General features: G+C 50.0%; 16 protein-coding genes. 10 read left to right on the top strand and 6 right to left on the bottom strand.

What is annotated here, in order from left to right:
* Nucleotides 1-50: 50 nt before the first annotated feature.
* Nucleotides 51-386, bottom strand: coding sequence for a DUF2508 family protein (locus DESGI_RS24935; protein WP_157872836.1), 336 nt, complete (start codon nucleotides 384-386; stop codon nucleotides 51-53).
* Nucleotides 387-740: 354 nt separating this feature from the next.
* Here DESGI_RS24935 and DESGI_RS23430 point away from each other — a divergent pair, with 354 nt between their 5' ends.
* Together DESGI_RS23430 and DESGI_RS20525 are read left to right on the top strand one after the other, a co-directional pair.
* Entirely contained in the window at nucleotides 741-2375 is a 1635-nt protein-coding gene (locus DESGI_RS23430; protein ID WP_006521380.1) for a sugar ABC transporter substrate-binding protein, read from the top strand.
* Nucleotides 2376-2582: 207 nt separating this feature from the next.
* Nucleotides 2583-3032, top strand: coding sequence for an ankyrin repeat domain-containing protein (locus DESGI_RS20525; protein WP_006521381.1), 450 nt, complete (start codon nucleotides 2583-2585; stop codon nucleotides 3030-3032).
* 192 nt (nucleotides 3033-3224) lie between these two features.
* On the opposite strand, the gene DESGI_RS20520 is transcribed toward DESGI_RS20525, so the two are convergent.
* Nucleotides 3225-3695, bottom strand: coding sequence for an iron-sulfur cluster assembly scaffold protein (locus tag DESGI_RS20520; protein WP_006521382.1), 471 nt, complete (start codon nucleotides 3693-3695; stop codon nucleotides 3225-3227).
* A 167-nt stretch (nucleotides 3696-3862) separates the two neighbouring features.
* Here DESGI_RS20520 and uvrB point away from each other — a divergent pair, with 167 nt between their 5' ends.
* The 3 genes from uvrB to DESGI_RS20505 all read left to right on the top strand — a co-directional run bounded on the left by uvrB (nucleotide 3863) and on the right by DESGI_RS20505 (nucleotide 6832).
* Nucleotides 3863-5842: an excinuclease ABC subunit UvrB gene (uvrB, locus tag DESGI_RS20515; RefSeq protein WP_006521383.1), complete on the top strand. Its 1980-nt coding sequence runs from the start codon at nucleotides 3863-3865 to the stop codon at nucleotides 5840-5842.
* Nucleotides 5843-6164: 322 nt separating this feature from the next.
* A complete protein-coding gene (locus DESGI_RS20510; RefSeq protein WP_006521384.1) occupies nucleotides 6165-6431 on the top strand; it encodes an AbrB/MazE/SpoVT family DNA-binding domain-containing protein in 267 nt (88 codons plus the stop codon).
* On the top strand, nucleotides 6431-6832 hold the full coding sequence (locus DESGI_RS20505; RefSeq protein ID WP_006521385.1) for a type II toxin-antitoxin system VapC family toxin: 402 nt from the start codon (nucleotides 6431-6433) through the stop codon (nucleotides 6830-6832). The genes DESGI_RS20510 and DESGI_RS20505 overlap by 1 nt, the downstream gene beginning before the upstream one ends.
* Before the next feature lie 72 nt (nucleotides 6833-6904).
* Here DESGI_RS20505 and pssA read toward each other — a convergent pair whose 3' ends face one another.
* On the bottom strand, nucleotides 6905-7435 hold the full coding sequence (gene pssA, locus DESGI_RS20500; protein ID WP_006521386.1) for a CDP-diacylglycerol--serine O-phosphatidyltransferase: 531 nt from the start codon (nucleotides 7433-7435) through the stop codon (nucleotides 6905-6907).
* Nucleotides 7428-8054 (bottom strand): phosphatidylserine decarboxylase family protein, encoded by a 627-nt coding sequence (locus DESGI_RS20495; RefSeq protein WP_006521387.1) that lies wholly within the window; start codon nucleotides 8052-8054, stop codon nucleotides 7428-7430. Before DESGI_RS20495 ends, pssA begins: the two co-directional genes overlap by 8 nt.
* A gap of 235 nt (nucleotides 8055-8289) precedes the next feature.
* Between DESGI_RS20495 and uvrA the strand changes: the two genes are divergently transcribed.
* The 3 genes from uvrA (at nucleotide 8290) to uvrC (ending at nucleotide 14403) form a co-directional block, all read left to right on the top strand.
* Nucleotides 8290-11097 carry an excinuclease ABC subunit UvrA gene (gene uvrA, locus DESGI_RS20490; protein ID WP_006521388.1) on the top strand — a complete coding sequence of 936 codons (2808 nt, stop codon included), beginning with the start codon at nucleotides 8290-8292 and terminating at the stop codon, nucleotides 11095-11097.
* Nucleotides 11098-11584: 487 nt separating this feature from the next.
* Entirely contained in the window at nucleotides 11585-12490 is a 906-nt protein-coding gene (locus DESGI_RS23425) for a transposase (protein WP_006521389.1), read from the top strand.
* Nucleotides 12491-12555: 65 nt separating this feature from the next.
* Nucleotides 12556-14403, top strand: coding sequence for an excinuclease ABC subunit UvrC (uvrC, locus tag DESGI_RS20480; RefSeq protein ID WP_006521390.1), 1848 nt, complete (start codon nucleotides 12556-12558; stop codon nucleotides 14401-14403).
* Between the two features lie 199 nt (nucleotides 14404-14602).
* Here uvrC and DESGI_RS20475 read toward each other — a convergent pair whose 3' ends face one another.
* A complete protein-coding gene (locus DESGI_RS20475) occupies nucleotides 14603-16228 on the bottom strand; it encodes an acyl CoA:acetate/3-ketoacid CoA transferase (protein WP_006521391.1) in 1626 nt (541 codons plus the stop codon).
* A 499-nt stretch (nucleotides 16229-16727) separates the two neighbouring features.
* Here DESGI_RS20475 and DESGI_RS20470 point away from each other — a divergent pair, with 499 nt between their 5' ends.
* Nucleotides 16728-17549: a Cof-type HAD-IIB family hydrolase gene (locus DESGI_RS20470; RefSeq protein WP_006521392.1), complete on the top strand. Its 822-nt coding sequence runs from the start codon at nucleotides 16728-16730 to the stop codon at nucleotides 17547-17549.
* A gap of 497 nt (nucleotides 17550-18046) precedes the next feature.
* Here the strand turns inward: DESGI_RS20470 and DESGI_RS20465 are convergent, their stop codons facing one another.
* Complete coding sequence (locus tag DESGI_RS20465; protein ID WP_006521393.1) at nucleotides 18047-19444, bottom strand: phosphoglucose isomerase-related protein; 1398 nt, start codon at nucleotides 19442-19444, stop codon at nucleotides 18047-18049.
* 617 nt (nucleotides 19445-20061) lie between these two features.
* Between DESGI_RS20465 and DESGI_RS20455 the strand changes: the two genes are divergently transcribed.
* Nucleotides 20062-20868, top strand: coding sequence for a PHP domain-containing protein (locus DESGI_RS20455; protein ID WP_006521394.1), 807 nt, complete (start codon nucleotides 20062-20064; stop codon nucleotides 20866-20868).
* The last annotated feature ends 51 nt before the right edge of the window (nucleotides 20869-20919 follow it).

The following is a 20919-nucleotide window of genomic DNA, read 5'->3' as shown; positions in this document are numbered from 1 at the left end:
TGAACGCAACAAAGCGCTTATTATTATTTACTTTGCCAGCCTCGATACAGCTATAAAGATGGTCCCATCATCTTTTCCCTGGTCTGTGGACCTTCTTTTGAAGTTTGGGGTGCTTCGCAGGTTGCAGAGGGGCACTGCGGTTCCTCCTGCCAGGCTGTAATACTTTGCTGTCTGGCTTCTTGCAGCAGCGCCATATATTGTCTTTCGCCGGCCTTGATCTTGTGTATTGTATAATCAATAAGGTTGCTATCACTGACAAAATTAATGTCATACTGAGCTTGTTTCCAATCCCGCCTGGCCGAATTAACAGCTTCCAGCAGCCCGGGCGGTTCTTTTTTTAAAGGCGTTAGCCATGTTAGAAAGCGATCAAGGTAAATTTTATACACACAGACACCTCCCAGATTATACCTATTATACCAGATACTTATGCCTGTTTGGTTATATTTAGCACTATTTATTGCCGCATTTGGCTCCGGGTATAGTTTGTCTTTTTTTGAGGATAAATTTTTTGCAAAATTGATATTATAACGCATGATTTTTCCTGTTTTCGTCATGGCTGCCCTTGAATAAAGACTTGCCGTGCAGCAAAGCATAAATATAGCTTTGTAATAACGTTAATGCGCTCCCTGGCACTGGATTGCAAGGCAAGCTACACCAGGGCGTCACGTGTTTTTTTTGCAAAATAAGGAATTAGTAACCTTATTACCAGCGTATAACGGAACATGCCCGGAGGTGGCTCAATGCGTGAATCTAGGGTAAAAAGCTATTTATGCTTAAATCAAACATGTGCCTTACTTGTCGCTGCTTTGCTGTTGGTATTGATGCTTTTAATGACAGCCTGCAGCAATCAGGAAGCGCAGCGTAAGCCTGCAGAGCCGCCGGTAAAGATTGCCTTTGCTTTTGCGGATATGAACCGGGATGGTAACAAAACGATAAAAAAAGTGGTGGATGAGCAAAAGAAGCAGTTGAATGCCGATGTAACCTGGCTGGATGCCCGTAATGATCCGGCGGAACAGCAAAAACAGCTGAATGGGCTGGCTGATAAACAGGTCAAGGCAGTGGTGTTGCAGCCGGTTGATCCCGGCACGGCGCAGGTTCTGGTGGAAAACCTGGCCCGTTCCGGCATCAAGGTGGTGGCTCTGGAGAACCTGCCTGTGAACACCCCTGTAGAGGGTTATATTGCCTCGGATCACACAATGGTGGGGCGGCTGCAGGCCCGTTTTGTGCAAGAAGCACTGAGCCGGGCAGCTGAGGCCCAAAGCGGTATTCAATTTACACCACCACCGGCGGGTACCATTATTCGACCGGATGGTGGTCAGGGTGATGCTAGCCAGGGCGGGCAGCAACAGGGTGGGACTGGTCAGGGTGCCGGTAGTACACAGCAGGATGGGGCAAGTCAGGGGGGTGGCGGTGAGCAGCAGGAAAATGCCGGGGCCGGACAGGGAAGTAGCGGTGGGCAGGCAAATGTTACCGGGGCGGTGGATTACAATGTGGTAGCCCAGCTGCCCCGGCAGCGTCCATTAAATATGGTTATACTGCAGGGGGACCCGCGTGATCAGGTAGCCCGGGAAATTACCGCCGCCAACCAGGCGGCGCTGCAGGGACAAGAGGATTTTAAAATTGTGGAAGTTTATGAACACCCCAACTGGGATCAGTCCACGGTTGCCGCCAATCTGGCCGAGGTTATGAGCAGGGAAGGAAGAATTGACGTAATATTGGCCAATGACAGCACTTTAGCTATGGCGGCTGTGGAGTTTTTAAAAATGGGTGGGCTCGATAAAAGTGTTTTAACCGTGGGTGCCGGGGCCGATGAAAAGGCTTCGAAGGGGCTTGTCAGCGGTGAACATGATGCAGAGGTGGATTTGCAGCCCGAGATGCTGGGGCGGTTTGCCCTGGAGGCGGCGGTGGGTTTGGCCAGAACCGGGTACTGGCAGTACGGCGATAAGTTTAATAACGGCGATTATAGCGTGCCGGCCAGGGTTGTGCCGGTGCGCCTTATAACCGCTAAAAATGCATATTTATTGGAAGAACGCTGGAAGGAATTAAAGAAAGCCCGGGAGGAACAGGCCGGCCAACAGCAGGCGCAGGGTGAACAACAGAGTGGACAGCAGGGCGGCGAGCAGGGACAGGATGACCAGCAGAGCCAGGAGGATGAGCAAAACCAGCAAGGCCAGCAGGGTCAAAGTGCTCAGCAAGGCCAGCAGGGACAGCAGGGTAAAACAACGCTGCGCATCACCACCCAGGATGGTAAGACAATGGAAGTACAGATAGATGGTGAGGTAAAGAAAATAGAAACTGCAGGCCAGCAAGGTGGCCAGCAGGACGGTGAACAAGGTGGCCAGCAGGGGGGACAGGGGCAAGGAGGCGGCCAGTAAAGCTGCTGGTGCCGGGTGTTGAAAGGTTGAAAATCTAAGATTTTCAACCTTTTAACACCCGGCACCAATCAATTGAAGAGATGAATGGCTTTATTAGAGGACTTGCCCGGTGTGATAAAATTAAACTGTGAAGATGGTGATTAATTGTCTGATTATAAAAACCGTTAATTACTCACCTGGCTTGGTATACAGAAAGGATGACTTATTTTGGTTACAAATTATAAAGGAAACCCTGAAGCTGCCCGTACGGCATTAGAACAAATGAACATTTCCTATGATGACGATACTTTCTTAAAATGTGTGGAAGAGGGTAACACCAGAGCTGTAGAGCTATTTTTAGAAGCTGGTATAAAACTTGATGCTAAAACAATGTATGACGCCAATGCTTTTATGCTTGCGGCACACAATGGCCATGTTGATATACTTAAATTACTGCTGTCCGCAGGTGTTGATGTAAATGAAAGCAGCGAGGATGGTGTAACAGCGTTGATGGTGGCGGCCCATGCCGGCCATGCAGGTGTTGTGGAATTGCTGCTGTCCCGGGGGGCCAATGTCCATGCCGTGAGCAGCAGCGGCTTGACGGCGCTGCTGCTGGCGGAGGACAATAGATGTACCGATGTAATACAGCTGCTGAAAAATATTGGGGCCGGGGAATAAATAGAGTGAGTTATGTCTTCATCTTGATTATTTTTCTAATACTACAGCGAAAATTACTTATTGGGCCATGCCCCAGCTCGTTCTCAATTTTCAACACCTGGCACTACGGAAAATCTGCTATGCTTTTTGCTGTAGTAAAGGGAATATTTAAAACATGTAAGCCACCCGGTAGATATTGTAATGCAGGAAAAATCAGGTCTGGTTGGAACGGCTGATAATTTCCTGCATTATTTCATTGTCTATAATATCAAAGTCCTCTCTAGAGCTGATTTGGCTTTCCTTTAAACGCCTGTTCAGCAGGTAGTCGTAAATAGCCTGACGCATGGCTTTGATAGCCAACAGGGAACAGTGTTTTTTCTTTTCGGGCAGACCGCCCAGGTATTCCACCACATCGTCATCGTTTAATTGTAAGGCGTAATTAATATCTTTTCCCCTGGTCATTTCGGTGACCACGCTGGAGGTGGCGATGGCTCCCGCGCAGCCGTAGACCCGGAATTTTATATCCTTGATGGCATCCTTTTCTATGCGTAATGTTATTTCGCAAATGTCACCACAGCCGGCCTCGCCCACCTTGCCATAGCCATTATTATTTTCCACCACCCCCACATTGCGGGGATTTTGAAAATGGTCCAGGGTCAATTCGTTATATTCCAGTACTGACATGATATTCACCTCTTTGATTTTGTCCATTTACTTTATTATACAACTTATTGTCCGGTTATGAAACATATTTCATAAGTTCAAAAGCATATCGATCAATACCCTTATATTAAATTAAGGTGAATTTTTTGCCGTTGCCCGGTGTGATATAATTTAGCGGGGTGAGAATTATGCAATTTGAATTGAAATCCTCCTACGCGCCCCGGGGTGACCAGCCCCGGGCAATTAATGAGCTGGTGGAGGGGCTCGGTGACGGACTGAAACACCAGACCTTGCTGGGAGTGACCGGCAGCGGCAAGACCTATACCATGGCCCAGGTTATTCAGAGGGTGCAGCGGCCCGCGCTGGTGCTGGCCCATAATAAAACACTGGCTGCCCAGTTGTGCAGTGAGTTTAAGGAGTTTTTTCCCAATAACGCGGTGGAGTATTTTGTAAGCTATTACGACTATTACCAGCCCGAGGCATATATTCCCCACACCGACACTTATATTGAAAAAGATTCCTCTGTTAACGACGAGATCGATAAACTGCGCCACTCGGCCACCTGTGCGCTGTTCGAGCGCCGTGACGTGATCATTGTGGCCAGTGTGTCCTGCATATACGGCCTGGGTGACCCCGAACAGTACAGCACTCTGGTGCTCTCCTTGCGCCGGGGGGCGGAATATGACCGGGACGCCGTGCTGCGCCGTCTGGTGGACATTCAGTACGAGCGCAACGATGTCAACTTTACCCGGGGCACCTTCCGGGTGCGGGGAGATGTGGTGGAAATATTCCCGGCGGGCAATTCCGAGCGGGCTATACGGGTGGACTTTTTTGGCGATGAAATTGAGCGCCTGCTGGAATTCGATGTGCTTACCGGTGAGATCACCGGGGAGCGGCAGCACGTTTCGGTTTTCCCGGCCAGCCACTACGCTATTTCCCGGGAACGTATGGATATTGCTGTGGCCCGTATTGAAGAGGAACTTGAACGGCGCCTGGCCGAGCTGCGGGGGCGGGAAAAGCTGCTGGAGGCTCAGCGGCTGGAGCAGCGAACCAGGTACGATATAGAAATGATGCGGGAGATGGGTTTCTGCAATGGTATTGAAAACTATTCCCGGCACCTAACCGGGCGGGAGCCCGGCCAGCCGCCATACACGCTGCTGGATTATTTCCCGGATGACTTTTTAATGTTTATTGATGAATCCCATGTGAGCATTCCCCAGGTGCGGGCTATGTACGCCGGGGACCGCTCGCGCAAGGAATCGCTGGTGGAGCATGGTTTTCGGCTGCCCTCGGCCTTCGATAACCGTCCCCTCACCTTTGAGGAATTTGAAGAACGGCTGGGCCAGGTAATTTATGTATCCGCTACCCCCGGCCCCTATGAACAGGAGCACAGCGGGCAGGTGGTGGAGCAGATTATCCGCCCCACCGGCCTGGTGGATCCCGAATTGTTTGTGCGGCCCACCCGGGGCCAGATTGATGATTTAATCGGCGAAATCAACCAGCGAGTGGCCAGGCAGGAACGGGTGTTAATCACCACTTTGACCAAGAAGATGGCCGAAGACCTTACTGATTACCTGCGGGAATCGGGCATTCGGGTGCGCTATATGCACTCGGAGGTGCATACTATTGAGCGCATGGAAATTATCCGGGATCTGCGGTTGGGTACCTTTGACGTGCTGGTGGGCATCAACCTGCTGCGGGAGGGCCTGGACTTGCCCGAGGTGAGCCTGGTGGCCATACTGGATGCCGATAAAGAGGGCTACCTGCGCTCCGAGCGCTCGCTGATCCAGACCATCGGCCGGGCTGCCCGCAACGTCAACGGGCAGGTGATATTGTATGCCGACAAAATCACCGACTCTATGGCTAAAGCTATCGGGGAAACCGAGCGCCGCCGCAAGCTGCAGACCGAATATAACCTGGTCCACGGTATTACCCCCCAAACCGTACGCAAAGCGGTGCATAGTGTTATCGAGGCCACCAGGGTGACCGAAACACCGGCGGTTTACAACGTCGCTATAGACGCCAAAAACGGCAAGCTGAGTAAAAAGGAAATTAAAAAGCTGCTGACCCGCCTGGAGAAAGAAATGCAGGAAGCTGCCCGGCGCCTGGAATTCGAGCAGGCCGCCCAACTTCGCGACGCCATCATCGAGCTGAGGGGTCAGGCTTAAACTTTCTTAAACTTTCACTATGATATGTGTGTTGCATTGACTAATTGATCAGCACCATCTCTTGATTCCAGAAACTTCCTCTGGTATAGTAAGGAAATAGGTAAGGATATCAGCATTTGACACCTGAACTGGGTGTGTGAGGAAAAAAGTTTACATCATAATAAAAGTATTTCTATAAACCTGGTTAAAAAGCGTTCGTACAAGCTTCAAATACCAATATGTGGGCTGACATTATCGGTATCTTTGCAGTATTAGTTGTTAACGGAATTATATTGGACTTTCTGACCAGGTTTCGAATACCGGAGGAAAGGGGAATCCCAGCATGCAAGCTGAATTAGTGAAGCTGACCAGCAAAGGACAGCTTACTTTGCCCAAGGAGTACCGGGATAAATTGCGGTTGGAAAAAGGATCCCACCTGTCCGTATCCGTCAAGGGTGATACACTGATGCTCAAAAAAGTTTACGAAGTGGCACCGCTTAGTGAAAACGATCCCATTTGGGATATGGTGGGCATATTTGAGGACCGCCGCCGTGCTGATGCTGTTGCTATGGAATATGACCACCGTGTGGCAGATGGGGAGTTGGGTTGATGGAAAGAGTATTAGTGGATTCTGGGACCGTGTTTGCCCTGCTTTGCCGGGATGATCAAAACCACCGGGCCGCTGTGGCCGGTCTCAGGAAAATGCAGCGGCAGCGGGCACTACCGGTTCTGACCAATTATTTGTTGGCGGAGACCCACGCGCTGCTGGCCGCCCGCCTGGGACCGGACGCGGCCAGGATGTGGGTGCGCAGTAATATTTGGCCCGTGGAGCAGGCCGGCGCATTGGATGAAAAGCGGGCTATGGAGATACTGCTTTCCGGCCGGGGCGGGGATTGTACCCTTGTAGATGCCATCAGTTTTGCGGTGATGGAGCGACTGGGTATGGACACGGTCTTTACTTTCGATAAAAATTTTGCCCAATACGGCTTTAAAATGGCGGAAACGGCTTAGCCACCGTCATACTGTTTTAATTACTAGTTTGTCGCCGACATAGTCCAGGCGACATATAACTCTTTGTCACCGTCATACTTTTTTAATTTCCCGCTTGCACACCATCAAATAACTTAAAAACAGCATGCTTATCGCTGTCCAGTAGGGGTGGATGGGCATTTGCGTTTGAAATAAAGTCAGCAGGGCCAGTAAAAAGCCGGCTACGGTAATGGGCATGCCGATAAAAACATCTGAATAGTTAAGGATATTGAAGCGAGCCAGCCGGTACGCTCCACAGGTAACAAATATAACGGTAATGATAAAGCCCAGGACAACGGTATCGGTAAAACTGAGCAGAAACATGGTAATGGCCGGGGCCAGACCAAAGGTAATCACGTCGGCCAGTGAATCCAATTGCTTGCCCATTTCGCTGGTCATCCGATATTTACGGGCCACGTGACCGTCCAGGCGGTCAAAAAATGCTCCGATAATAATCAGCAGACCAGCCAGGGTAAAATTACCGAAAGAAGCGGTTATAATGGAGCTTAGGCCCATAGTTATATTGCACAGGGTTAACACGTTGGGCAGCTGGGTCAGGGGCGAGTTGCCGTTTACGTTAATCATTCTTTAACACTCCTATGACGGTTATTCCCGCCTGTACCTTCTGGCCTTTTTGCACCAGTATCTGGATGTCGGCCGGTACAACTATTTCCGTGCAGGAACCAAATTTAATCAGCCCGAAAATTTGCCCTTGCTGTAAGTAATCACCCTTTTGGTTATAGCAAACGATGCGCCTGGCCACAAAACCGGTAATCTGGTGGACCAGTATTTTAATAGGGCCGTTTTCTATGCCCAGGGTGTTTCTTTCGTTAATGTCGGAAGCGTGGCTTTTAAAAGCCGGCAGGTATTGGCCCGGTCTGTATGAGGTATAGGTTATCTGGCCATTTACCGGGCTCCGGTTGATGTGCGCATTGAGCAGGGATAAAAATATGCTTATTTTTATCGCCCTGCCTTTGATGAAGGTATCTTCATCGATTTCCTGGATGGATTGGACCGTACCGTCGGCGGCAGATAGAATGTGGTTATTATTTGGTGTAACCTGCCGGGGGGGATTGCGAAAAAAGAATATCACAAAAAGTAATACCAGCACCGGTGCTATAGCCAATGCAGGGCTCATGATGTACAAAATAAGGCTTAGCAATGATAATACTGCTATATATAAAATAGACTCCCTGGCTATCATGCCTTTAATTAGTCCTCCTGCTTATTATATTATACAAATAGCTGATTACATTTGTCGTTGTAAATAGCGGGTTGCCAAATGGCATGTTTACTAATTGTACCATAAGCCCGCATAATTTGATGTAGTAAAATGTTTTAGAGGTTCATTTTTTTGTCAGCACTTTTACACCCGTTACAGTAACTAGTTTATTTTATGCAATCTGTGGTACGGATGATTTTATATTTTGGAGGCAATTATGCAGGATAAAATTGTGGTCCGGGGCGCCCGCGCCCATAACTTGAAGAACATCAATGTGGAAATCCCCCGGGACAAACTGGTGGTGATCACCGGGCTGTCGGGGTCGGGCAAGTCCTCCCTGGCCTTCGATACTATATACGCCGAGGGCCAGCGCCGTTATGTAGAGTCACTGTCGGCCTATGCCAGGCAGTTTTTAGGGCAGATGAATAAGCCTGATGTTGATTATATTGAGGGTCTGTCCCCGGCTATTTCCATTGATCAGAAGACCACCAGTAACAATCCCCGCTCCACAGTGGGTACGGTCACCGAGATATACGACTACCTGCGGCTGCTGTTCGCCCGGGCCGGGCGGCCCCATTGCCCCAGGTGCGGCAAACCCATTGCCCGCCAGACAGTGCAGCAAATTGTGGATCAGCTGCTGGCCATGCCCGAGGGTACTAGACTTCAGCTGTTGGCACCGGTGGTGAGGGGCAGAAAGGGCGAGCACGTCAAATTACTGGAAGAAATCCGCCGGGAGGGCTTCGTCAGGGTACGGGTGGACGGCGAAGTACTGGATGTCAATGATGATATCAAATTGGAAAAAAATAAAAAGCATTCCATTGAAATAGTGGTGGACCGGGTGGTTATCCGGCCGGGCTCGGCCAAGCGGCTGGCCGATTCCCTGGAAACGGCCCTTAAGCACGGGGAAGGTGTGGCCGTGGCTGCCGTGGTGGACGGCGAGGAAATTGTGTTTAGCGAAAACTTTGCCTGCACCGACTGCGGTATTAGTATCACCGAAATTGCCCCACGGCTGTTTTCTTTTAACAATCCCTTCGGGGCTTGCCCCGAGTGCACCGGGCTGGGGTTTAAAATGGAGCTCGACCCGGACCTGGTGATCCCTGATAAAAATTTATCGGTGCATCAGGGGGCTATCGAGCCCTGGTTAAAGAGCTTAAACGGCATGCGTTATCTTGATGCTGTGGCGCAGCACTACGGGTTTGATCTGGACACTCCGGTGCGGGAGATGGACCCGGCGCACTTGGACAAACTGCTTTACGGCACGGGCCGGGACATTATTAAAATGACCCTGTCCAATGCAATGGGCATTGAGCACAGTTACCGGGTGCCCTTTGAGGGAGTAATTAATAACCTGAACCGCCGGTACCGGGAAACTAATTCGGACTACATGCGGGAGGAAATCGAGCAGTACATGAGCACCCGCCCCTGCCCGGTCTGCAACGGGGCCAGGCTCAAACCCGAGGCGCTGGCGGTAAAGGTGGGCGGTTTTTCCATTAATGAAGTAACCGCTATGCCGGTACTGGAGGCGCACAGCTTTTTGCAGGGTTTGGAACTGAGCGAGCGGGAGCGGCTCATTGCCCGGCAGATTCTTAAGGAACTTGACGCCCGGCTGGGGTTTTTGGTTAACGTGGGTCTGGATTACCTGACTTTGGACCGGGCCGCGGGCACACTTTCCGGCGGCGAAGCCCAGCGTATTCGGCTGGCCACCCAGATTGGCAGCGGCCTGATGGGGGTGCTGTATATTTTGGACGAACCCAGCATTGGGCTGCACCAGCGGGACAACCAGCGGCTGCTGGAGACCTTGGAGCGGCTGCGGGACCTGGGCAACACACTGATTGTGGTGGAGCACGATGAGGAGACCATTTATGCTGCCGATCACATCATTGATATTGGGCCGGGAGCCGGAGAGCACGGCGGTCATTTGGTGGCCAGCGGTACGGTAAAGGATATCATGGAGGTGCCCGAATCGATCACCGGCCAGTACCTGAGCGGTCAAAAATTTATCCCAGTGCCCGCAGTGCGCCGCCAACCCAATGGTAAATCGATTACTGTGGTGGGGGCCAGCGAACATAATTTAAAGAATATCGATGTAACCTTTCCCCTGGGGCTGTTTATATGTATCACGGGGGTATCCGGTTCGGGTAAAAGCACTCTGGTGAACGAAATTCTCTATAAAAAGCTGGCCCAGGAGCTGCACCGGGCCAAGGCAAAGCCTGGAGTATGCGGGGAAATCCAGGGGCTGGAGCACCTGGATAAAGTTATCGATGTGAACCAGTCGCCCATCGGGCGTACACCCCGCTCCAATCCTGCCACCTATACCGGGGTGTTTACCGACATTCGGGATTTGTATGCCCAAACCCCCGAGGCCAGGGCCCGGGGTTACCGGCCGGGACGGTTCAGCTTCAACGTCAAAGGGGGGCGCTGCGAGGCCTGCCGGGGGGATGGGATCATTAAAATAGAAATGCACTTTTTACCCGATGTTTACGTGCCCTGTGAAGTGTGCAAGGGCAAACGATATAACCGGGAGACTTTGGAGGTTAAGTATAAAGGCAAGAGCATTTCCGATGTGCTGAACATGACGGTGGAGCAGGCCTTGGAATTTTTCCAGCATCTTCCAAAAATACAGCGCAAGCTGCAGACGTTGTTTGACGTGGGATTGGGATACATCCGCCTGGGCCAGCCCGCACCCGAGCTGTCCGGGGGTGAGGCCCAGCGGGTCAAACTGGCCACCGAGCTGTCCCGGCGCTCCAACGGCAAGACGCTTTACATCCTGGATGAGCCCACCACCGGCCTGCACATCGCGGACATTCACCGGTTGCTCAACGTGCTGCACCGTCTGGTGGACGCCGGCGACACCGTGCTGGTGATCGAGCATAACCTGGACGTCATCAAAACCGCGGACTACATCATCGACCTGGGCCCCGAAGGCGGCCACCGAGGCGGCGAAATACTGGCCACCGGCACTCCCGAGGAGATGGCCCAATCCACCGTCTCCCACACCGCCCGCTTTTTAAGGGGTCAGGCTTAAACTTTATTAAACTAACTTCAAGAATGTAAAAGAATGTAGATCCCGTGGTAATTCGCTACTATTTGAGCAATATCCGATTGACCGGGTTAGAGTATCAGGCTCTATATCAGCATAAGAGGGTTAGATTTAACTTAATTAAACTTACTTTAAAAAGCTAATCCCCATGTGGCGAAACTCTGCCATTTGAGCTATATGCGATTAAGGGCATTTTAGATTAATATTTAGTCCAGGAGTTTGGACAAAAAACATTTGTGTAAGCTTAAATATCAACATATGGACTAATATTATCGGTGCCCGTGCAATATTTAGTTGTTAACGGGATTATATTGGACTTTTTGACCAGACTCCTTGGTAACCATAATCAATATAGGCGTATGGCAATAAATTGATATGATTTAAATCTAAACTAATTTCTCCCTATTTCACAGACAGAACACCTGTGCTATAATGATGTCTAAAGAATTACTTTGTTGGGAGGAATTATGATATGCCCCGTCAACCGAGGTTGCATTTGCCGGGGGCTTTTTATCATGTGATGGCCCGCGGCAACCGTAAACAGTATATATTCAAAGAAAAAGAGGATTATATAACGTACCTGCGGTTAATGCGTCATTATAGCCAGCGCTACAATGTTGAGGTGCACGGGTACGCGTTGATGCCCAATCACGTACACATGTTATTAAAGATGGGCGAAACTCCGCTTGCTAAATTTATGCAAGGGCTGCAGCAGACCTATACACAGTATTTCAACAAAGAGCAGCAGTTGGTGGGACATGTGTTTCAGGGGCGTTACAAAAGCATTTATGTAGACACAGACGAATACTTGTTGGATTTGATCCGTTATATTCATTTGAACCCGGTAAAGGCCGGTTTGGTAGACGAGCCCACAAAGTATACTTGGTCCAGTTGCAAAAGCTATTTTTACAATGTACAATCTTTTATTAAAACGGGCTTCATCAAACAGCTATTGGCTGCATACGGTGGAACGGTAATCGATGATTACCAGCTGATGTCTGAATCCATTCCCCGCCCGGAAAGCTCTGCCGAGGCCGGGCAATTCAGCGCTAGGGTACTCAAAGAAACCGTGGAGGTTTCATCCCCGGAGAAATGTCCCAGGCACCCATCTATGTTGCAGCACAGCTTGGAGGACATCATGGACCGGCTATGCCTTGATCTGGATGTGCAACCTGAGCTGGTTTTGGGGACCGGCCGGGGGAGCCGGGCGGTACTAGCCCGTCGGTTGTTTGCCTACCTAGCCTGTCGCCAGGCGGGCCATCGTCTGCGGGACGTTGCGAGGTACCTAGGTTGCAGTGAAGTAACCACTTCTAAATCCGTTAAATGGGTGGAACAGCATAAGGGGTCAGGCTTAAACTTTCTTAAATTAACTACATAATCTACATATTGTAATAATATAGTTAGTTTAATAAAGTTAAAGCCTGACCCCAAGGAGGTAATCGCGTGCGGGAGAAGCTGGCTCAGCTGCCCGAGAGCCCGGGGGTGTATTTGTTTCGGGATGGCGGGGGGCAGATTATATATGTGGGCAAGGCGGTGTCGTTGAAGAACCGTGTACGGTCTTACTTCAGCGCTGTGGCGGAGCGCCAGGCCAAGGTGCGGGCCATGATGGAGCGGGCCAGGGATTTTGAGTATATTACCACCGATTCCGAGGTTGAGGCACTGATCCTGGAGTCCAATTTAATCAAAGAGCATCGCCCCCGCTACAATGTTTTTCTCAAGGACGACAAAAGTTATCCTTATATAAAGGTAACCACCAATGAACAATTTCCCAGAGTGTTTATTACCCGGCGGGTGGTCAAGGACGGGGCCCGATATTTTGGTCCCTATACTCAGGTGGGCGCGGTGCATGAAACACTACGCCTGTTGAAGCGCATTTTTCCATTGCGCACGTGCAAACAGCGGGTGCTGGCCCCGCGCAGCCGGCCTTGCCTCAACCAGCATATCAAGCGGTGCCTGGGACCCTGTTGCGGGCTGGTAACCCCGGAGGAATACCGCAAGGTGGTGGACGGGGTGGTGCTGTTTATGGAGGGCAAGCAGGAGGATTTGGTGCGGGAGCTGCGCCGGCGTATGGAAGAGGCGGCGGAAAACCTGGAGTTTGAGCGGGCCGCGGAACTGCGGGATCAGCTGCAGGCTGTGGAAAAGGTGATGGAGCGGCAAAAGATAGTGGCTGCCGACTTAAATGATCGAGACGTGCTGGCCATGGCCCGAGGGCAGGACGAAGCCTGCGTGATGGTGTTCTTTGTGCGGGGTGGCAAACTCATCGGGCGGGAACATTTTTTAGTGGGCGGCACAGGGGATATGGGGCGGGATGAGGTGCTTACAGGTTTCATTAAGCAATATTACCTGCAGGCCGAGTTTATCCCCCGGGAAGTGCTGGTGGAAAATGTTTTGAGCGGGGAAGTTGAGGTGCTGGAACATTGGCTCTCTGAGAAGCGGGGCGGGAGGGTTTACCTGGCCCGGCCCCGGCGGGGGGATAAAAAGCAGCTGGTGGATCTGGCGGGCCGCAATGCCCTGCTGGTGTTGCAGGAAGTGGAGACCGGACGGGCGGCACGCAAGGATGACTTGCGGAAGGCTCTGGAACAGTTGGCTGACGTTCTGGGCTTAAAGGGGCCGCCCCTGCGTTTGGAATGCTACGATATCTCCAATACCCAGGGCGCGGAACCGGTGGCTTCCATGGTGGTATTCGAGGAAGGCAAACCGGCACCCCAGCAGTATCGCCGGTTTAAGATAAAAACCGTCACCGGGCCGGATGATTTTGCCTCAATGCGGGAGGTGCTCAGCCGCCGCCTGGCCCGGGGGCGGGAGGAACGGGAGCTGGTGAACACCGGGCAGATGTCGAGCCGGGACGCCAAGTTTCACCGGCTTCCCGATTTGTTGGTGGTGGACGGCGGCAAGGGGCAGCTTTCTTCGGCGGTGGCGGCCATGGAGGAGCAGGGCTTCGGGCATCTACCCGTTTGCGGGCTGGCCAAGGAGGAAGAATTGGTGTTTCTGCCGGGCCGGTCAGAGCCTGTGCGCTTGCTCGAAGGTTCTCCGGCTCTGCAAATGTTGCAGCGGCTGAGGGACGAAGCGCACCGGTTTGCCGTGACTTACCACCGCCAGCTACGGGGCAAGCGTAATCTCAAGTCCATGCTGGAAGAAATTGATGGTATCGGTGCGGTACGCCGCCGGGAGCTGCTTAAAGCTTTCGGTTCTGTGGAAAAAATCCGGGCAGCCGAATTGGATGATCTGGCCGCGGTACCGGGTATGAATCACCGGGCGGCCCGGGCGGTGTATGATTTTTTTCGAGACTGAGGGAGTAGAGGGTAAGGCAATAATTCGTGCAGTCGAAAATCTAAGGTTGGGTAAGGTATCAGCTAGGGTAAGCTAAGCAAGCTTACCCTAGCCTTAAATGATACAGCGAAAATTACCCTTTCTTTCCTTGTCATTAGCTGGTTTTTCTAACCAGCCAACTATCTCTTTTCCTTTTAATTTTGCTCCGCCTGGCTTGCGATTAATAGTTGCTGGCCTTGGTCTTTACGGTGCCCGATAAAATATTTAGCTTTTTTTGCTTGCTACGGGATTTAAGTATTTTAGCCAAACCACCCCAGTTTTTCTCAAAAATTCCACGGGGCATTAATTTAACATTTTTAACAATGGGTTTAAAATCCATGTGCCTTAAAATGTCATTTTCCAGATTAACTCCCGGAGCAATTTCAATTAATTCCAGTCCTTCCTGCGTAAGCCGGAAAACAGCTCTTTCGGTTACATATAAAACCGGCTGGCCAATAGCAGCGGCATACTTTCCGCTAAAGGTTATTTGTTCTACATCTGTTACAAACTTTTTCCTTTTTCCCTCTTGCACAATATTTAGTTTCCCATTCGCAGCCTCCAAAACAGCTCCGTTAGTAAACGTCCCGCAAAACACTATTTTTTTAGCGTTTTGTGTTATGTTGATAAATCCGCCGCAGCCAATCGGTCGCCCACCGAGCTTGCTGACGTTGACATTACCAAAACGGTCGACCTCACCTAAACCTAGAAATCCTATATCAAGCCCGCCCCCGTCATAAAAATCAAATTGATAACCCGTTTCAATAATACAATCGGCATTAACGGCATGACCAAAATCAAGATGTCGCGCTGGTATGCCGCCAATTGCGCCCGCTTCTGTGGTCAGGTACAAATGTTCCGAAACCTTTTCCTCCGCGCACACATTGGAAATAGCATCCGGCATTCCAAACCCCAGGTTAACAACAATATTAGGGGATAATTCCATAGCGGCTCTTCTGCAAACGACTTTCCGCTCATTTAGTTCCATTGGTTTGATCGAATCAACAGTAAGTTTCAGTTCGCCGGTAAAGGCCGGGTTAAAATAAGTACCCTTGGTTTGATAATGCCACTCCGGCTTGGCAACGACCAGGTAATCAACAAGTATTCCCGGAATAATTACTTGCTTGGGGTTTAGCGTTCCCGCTTGCACTATATGTTCCACCTGAGCTATAACAATACCGCCACTAGCTTTGGCTGCCATGGCCGCAGATAAACCATCTACAACTAAGCCTTCACGATAATCGTTGATATTACCGCGTTCGTCCGCCACCGAACCCCGGACAAGAGCAACGTCGAGTTTCGGGAGTTTGTAATAGAGCCACTCCTCGTTGTCAAGCTGAATGATTTCAACAAGATCGTCGCTTTCCTTGGCTTTTTGGTTGAGCTTACCCCCGTCTATCCGGGGATCAACAAAAGTACCCAATCCGACCTTTGTAATGATCCCCGGTCGCTTACTGGCTATGTTACGACACATGGTAACAAATATGCCCTGGGGCAAATTATAGGCTTCCACCTTATTCTCCATGATGAGCTTTTGTATGGCGGGACCGGGAACCGCAAAGTGTCCCCCTACCAATCTTTTTAGCAGTCCTTCAAGGGCGTAATGAGCTACGCCACGGTCTTTGAAATTGCCATTAGCTGTAGCGTAATAAAGTGTCAAATCGCGAGGATGGCCTGTTTCCTGGAAACTTTGTCTAATGCCGACAGCTACTTCTTCCGCGAAGCCCGCTAACCCGAAGCCAGGTGAATAAATTACAGCACCATCTTTAATATAATTTCCTACTTCATCTGATCTGATAACTTTAGGCATATTTATTACCCCCACTCCAGTTTAATCTTTTTCAATCAAGAATTGATTTTGGGCGAATAATCATTATCGCGGACCTTAATTGGTAAAGAACCATGTCTAACGTCACATGCTCTGGCAAATTAGCGAATTCAACAAATAAGGGATAATAAGCTAATGCAAGAGTACATTTGTTCTCTAATTGATTAAGCTTATATATTTTATATAGATACAGAAATTAACAAAGATTAAGAAAATTTAATCAAATAGTTATGTTTATAAAATTGCTAATGCCATTAACGGTTGTTGCTGTTTAATTCATTGTACAGCCAGTTATTTTATTTGTCATGGCTTAACTTAATAAAATTTAGAAGTAATTATGAGTTAACCTAAAAGCATTAATTATTGGCTTCGTTGGGGGTAGTTCTTTTTAAAATTATTGGAGTAGTTGGCGAAATTGTGGCATAATTTAACTTATGGATGTTGACTGCAAAAACGGCAATACCGCTGGGAGGTCTATAAATTGAGTAAACGCAAATATAAATTGTTAGCTGTTGACCTGGATGATACTATGCTGAATTCCCGTTTAATGGTGCCCAAAGGTTCACGCCGGGCAGTTGAGCAGGCTCGGGAGGCGGGGGTGCGGGTAACTCTGGCTACGGGCCGGATGTTTTGCTCGGCGCTGCCCTTTGCCCGGGAGTTGGGAGTGCAGGAGTATTTAATGACTTACCAGGGGGCCCTGGTGAAACATGCCGTGACCGGTGATGTTTTATTCCACCGGCCGGTACCTTTTGATCTGGCACTGGAGGTTATTGAACTGGTGAACCGTTATGGCTATCATATTAATATTTACGTGGATGACATTCCCTACATAGCACGGCAAACCAAGGAAAGCGAGCTGTACACAGCCATTTCCCGCATTCCCATGGAAGAGGTGGGGGATTTGACGGCTTTTCTACGGGAGCGGAAGCAGGACCCCACCAAGATAGTGGTGGTTACCCGGGAGGAGTTAATTGATAGCCTGCTGGCTGAGGTGCGGCCCTTGTTCGGGGATAAATTGCATATTACCAAGTCTAAACCTCACTTTCTGGAGTTTTCCCACCCGCTGGGAAACAAGGGGGATGCTTTGACTGCAATTGCCGAGCATTATGGCGTAGCCAGGGAGGAGATTATTGCGGTGGGGGACGGCTATAACGACCTGGAAATGATTGATTATGCCGGGTTAGGTGTGGTGGTGGGCAATGCCCGCCCGGAAATCAGGGAGCGGGCTGATTACGTCTGCCGCACCAATGATGAGTGCGGAGTGGCTGAGGTGGTGGAGAAGTTTATTTTAGCTGAATCTTGATGGTGCGTATCTAACTTAGTACCTGCACTCAGTGTCTGCTTCTTAATTGGTGAAGCTTATTTTGATAAGAGAAAAATTTGATTTGCGCTGGCTATTAGCTATTTTTATTCTAATCAGGCAGCGACCGGAATGAGTTTGATAAGAAAATGGTTACCAGTCATTAACAGTTACAGGTAATGGTGGTTGAAAATCAATTTTCATGTTCGTCTTGATTAAATGATCATGGGTGTTGCATCGTAAGGCCAGCGTGTGTAACAATGTATTGCATAACACCGTTTATTCTTTGCTAAGTGCCGGTAATTTTTAAAATGGCAATGGTCCGATTGCTCGAAATCCAAGTTTTTTAGCTAAATAGGTGACGCCGGGGCAGGGTTGTGCCAATAGACACTCCCTGCCCCAAAGGTGATCTAACAGATGGAGTTTAGGCGGGCAATGCATGTATGGGTTGCTTAGAAGACCATATTTATATAATGTTATATTACAAAAATGCAGTTAGTTTAAGAAAGTTTAAGCCTGACCCCTTGTTGTTTGAACTGTGCTACAGCTTGTTCGTAATCCGGACGGCGCTGGCTGTAGTCCTGGCGTCCCATAAGGGCATAGGTGATGTTTTTGCCCTCTTCTACGCCGGGCTGGTCGAAGGGGTTGATGTGCCACAATTTGGCTGTGTATACTACCAGTGCTTCGTAGAAATATAGCAGTGCGCCCAACACCTCCGGGGATATATCCCGCAGGGTGAGCCGGTAGCAGGGCCTGCCTGCTCCCACCAGGCTCATTTCGGTGGCCATTTGTTCAATGGCCAGCTGCTCACCCATGGTGTGCCCTGTAAAGTAGGAGTATTCTTTTTCCGCGGGGAATGCTTCGGGCAACGTGACATCTATGGGCAGGCTGTTTATTGTCACAAATCCCAGCACCTTGTCAGCGGGGCCTTCTTTGAACAGCTGCAGTATGGAGTGCTGGTCCGTGGCCCCCAGGCTGGCCAGCGGCGTAGTGCCGGCGTGGACCACCTGGCCGTCCAGGGACAATTTTTTGCCCAGGCTTTCAGCCCAAAGTTGCACGAACCACAAACCAAATTCAAACAACAGGCTGCTGTAATTAAACAGCACATGAATTGATTTACCCTTCATGGCCAGCTCATAAAGACAGGTGCCCAGGGCAAAGATGGCGTTTTGCTCTAAAGGGGTATCAATGATGGATTGGTGGGCCGCCGCCGCGCCGGCAAGCAGCCGGGCACTATCAATGCCGGTGATTTCAGCTGGTAGAAAGCCCACCGAGGATAAAACGGAATACCGTCCGGGCAGGTCCCGGGGGATATGCAACAGGTGGCAGCCCAGCTGCCGGGCGATGTGATTGATGCCGTTGTCACCGGGGTCGCAGATGATGACAATATCCTCCAGGCGGCCGCCTGCTTCTTTGTATTTGTTGTAGTAAAAAATAAACTGGGCCGCTGTTTCCGGGGTGGAGCCTGATTTGCTGGTGTAAATGAGGGCGGTCCTGGTAATATCAACAACACCCAGTGCTTTGGTTACCAATACGGGATCCAGGTTATCCAGTATGAACATCCGCGGATTGCCGTGCTTTTCCAGGTTGTAAAAAGGTCCATGCAAAAACTGTAATACTGCCTTGGCCCCCAGTGCTGAACCGCCAATACCCAAAAGCAGTATGTTGTCGTATTTTTCGCGCAGCTTTTGGGCCAACTCCTTGATCCCGGTAATGGCGCTTGCCTCTCCCAGGGAAAGTGTAATAGGTGACTTTTTATCCCTCAGGGGGGCCTGAAATTCTTCAAATCCTTGCCCGTATTTAGCGGCAAAGTTATTGAAGTCAGCCCGGGAAATAAAACCGGCCTGGTCTTGATCGCTTATCAGGTGTCCTATGTCAATATTCATCAATTCATGCATAAAATCACATCCTTCTAATAGATTCTAATAGTTATTTTTTAGTATATCCGCATGCCGGTAGGTTATTTGCTCCAATTGTTCAGGGTACAAGTTAACGGCGTTGCACCGTGGGGTTATGCGACCGCCGAACAATTGTATTGCAAAATGCGAAAAAGGTTTTATTTACCAGTATAACTGTTTTTATAAAATATTTAAAGTGGATAGGCAGGGATTTGCATTTTTCTACATAAGATTGGTAAGACAAGTTAAATTTATGTTGTGGCTGTAAAAAATATTACAGTCAGGAGAGGAGCTTTCTGCTATAGTTAACATGGCATGGTGTTAGGGTGGAGAGGTAATAGTCCTCTGGGTGAGTTTATGATAAAAATTGTATTTGGGCTGCGATATGGTAGAATATTATCAGTGTGCATAAACATTATATTATATTGTATTAAATTGGCACGGCTGTCGGATCAGGCTGCAGATCAAGACCGGCAAATAAAATTGCCGGGGGAAAAGTTGGTTCTAAATAATGCCTACGCGGAGTGAATAGCATCGCAGGGACTATATAAAAATATAAAATGATAGAACCAGGCTTTCCTGACTATAACTGAAGGAATTTAAACAGGAGAAAAATAATGCAGCTGTTTGCTGATTGGCATGTGCATACCCACTACAGCGACGGGCACGCCACGCCGGAGGAAATGGTGGCGGCGGCGGTCCGGCGCGGCCTGACAGAGGTAGCGATTACCGATCATGGTCCCCGGGGCATGTTTATCGGTGTTCGAAATGCCGGGGTATACCGGGAGATTAAGGAGCAGGCGGCCCGGCTATCTGAGCTTTACCCGGTACGGGTGCTGGTGGGCGCCGAAGCGAATGTGATCAGCCTGCGTGGTGAGATCGATGTGCCGGAGGCCGTAATTAATGAACTGGACATACTGATTGCCGGTCTGCATCCCCAGGTGTGGTGCCGGCCCTGGTGGGAAACGCTGACCTGGATATTGCCCAACCGGATAGGCAAAACGATCAGATGGGTGCGAGAAAAGATGCGCGAGGCCAATACCATGGCACTGGTGGCCGCGGTGCGCAATAACCCGCTGACTTTTATCTCTCACCCTGATTTGGTGATGGATGTGGATCTGGACGAGGTAGCCAGGGCTTGTGCCGCCGCCGGCTGTGCCATGGAGATAAACACCGGTCACCATTATAACCGGGATAATGTGGTGCAGGCCGCGCTGCGCTGGGGGGCAAAGCTGGTGGTGAACAGCGACGCTCATTTTCCCTCAACAGTGGGTGAGCTGTCCACCGGTATCCAGTTATTGGACAAGTACCGGGTGCCCCCCGAAAAGGTACTAAATGCCCGCCCGGTTGAGCCAAAATCAGGGTCGGGGTATCTGCCTGGTGCTGCCGGATTGCCCGGGCGACTGGTACCTCCGGTATCGTGATGCTTTTTAGGGACAGTGGTTTAATCATTTAGTCGTGGCTGAATTCATTAT

This window comes from Desulfoscipio gibsoniae DSM 7213, assembly GCF_000233715.2.
GTDB lineage: Bacteria > Bacillota > Desulfotomaculia > Desulfotomaculales > Desulfallaceae > Sporotomaculum > Sporotomaculum gibsoniae.
Note: the sequence above shows the minus strand (reverse complement) of the source record. Positions and strands in the feature narration are given on the sequence as shown.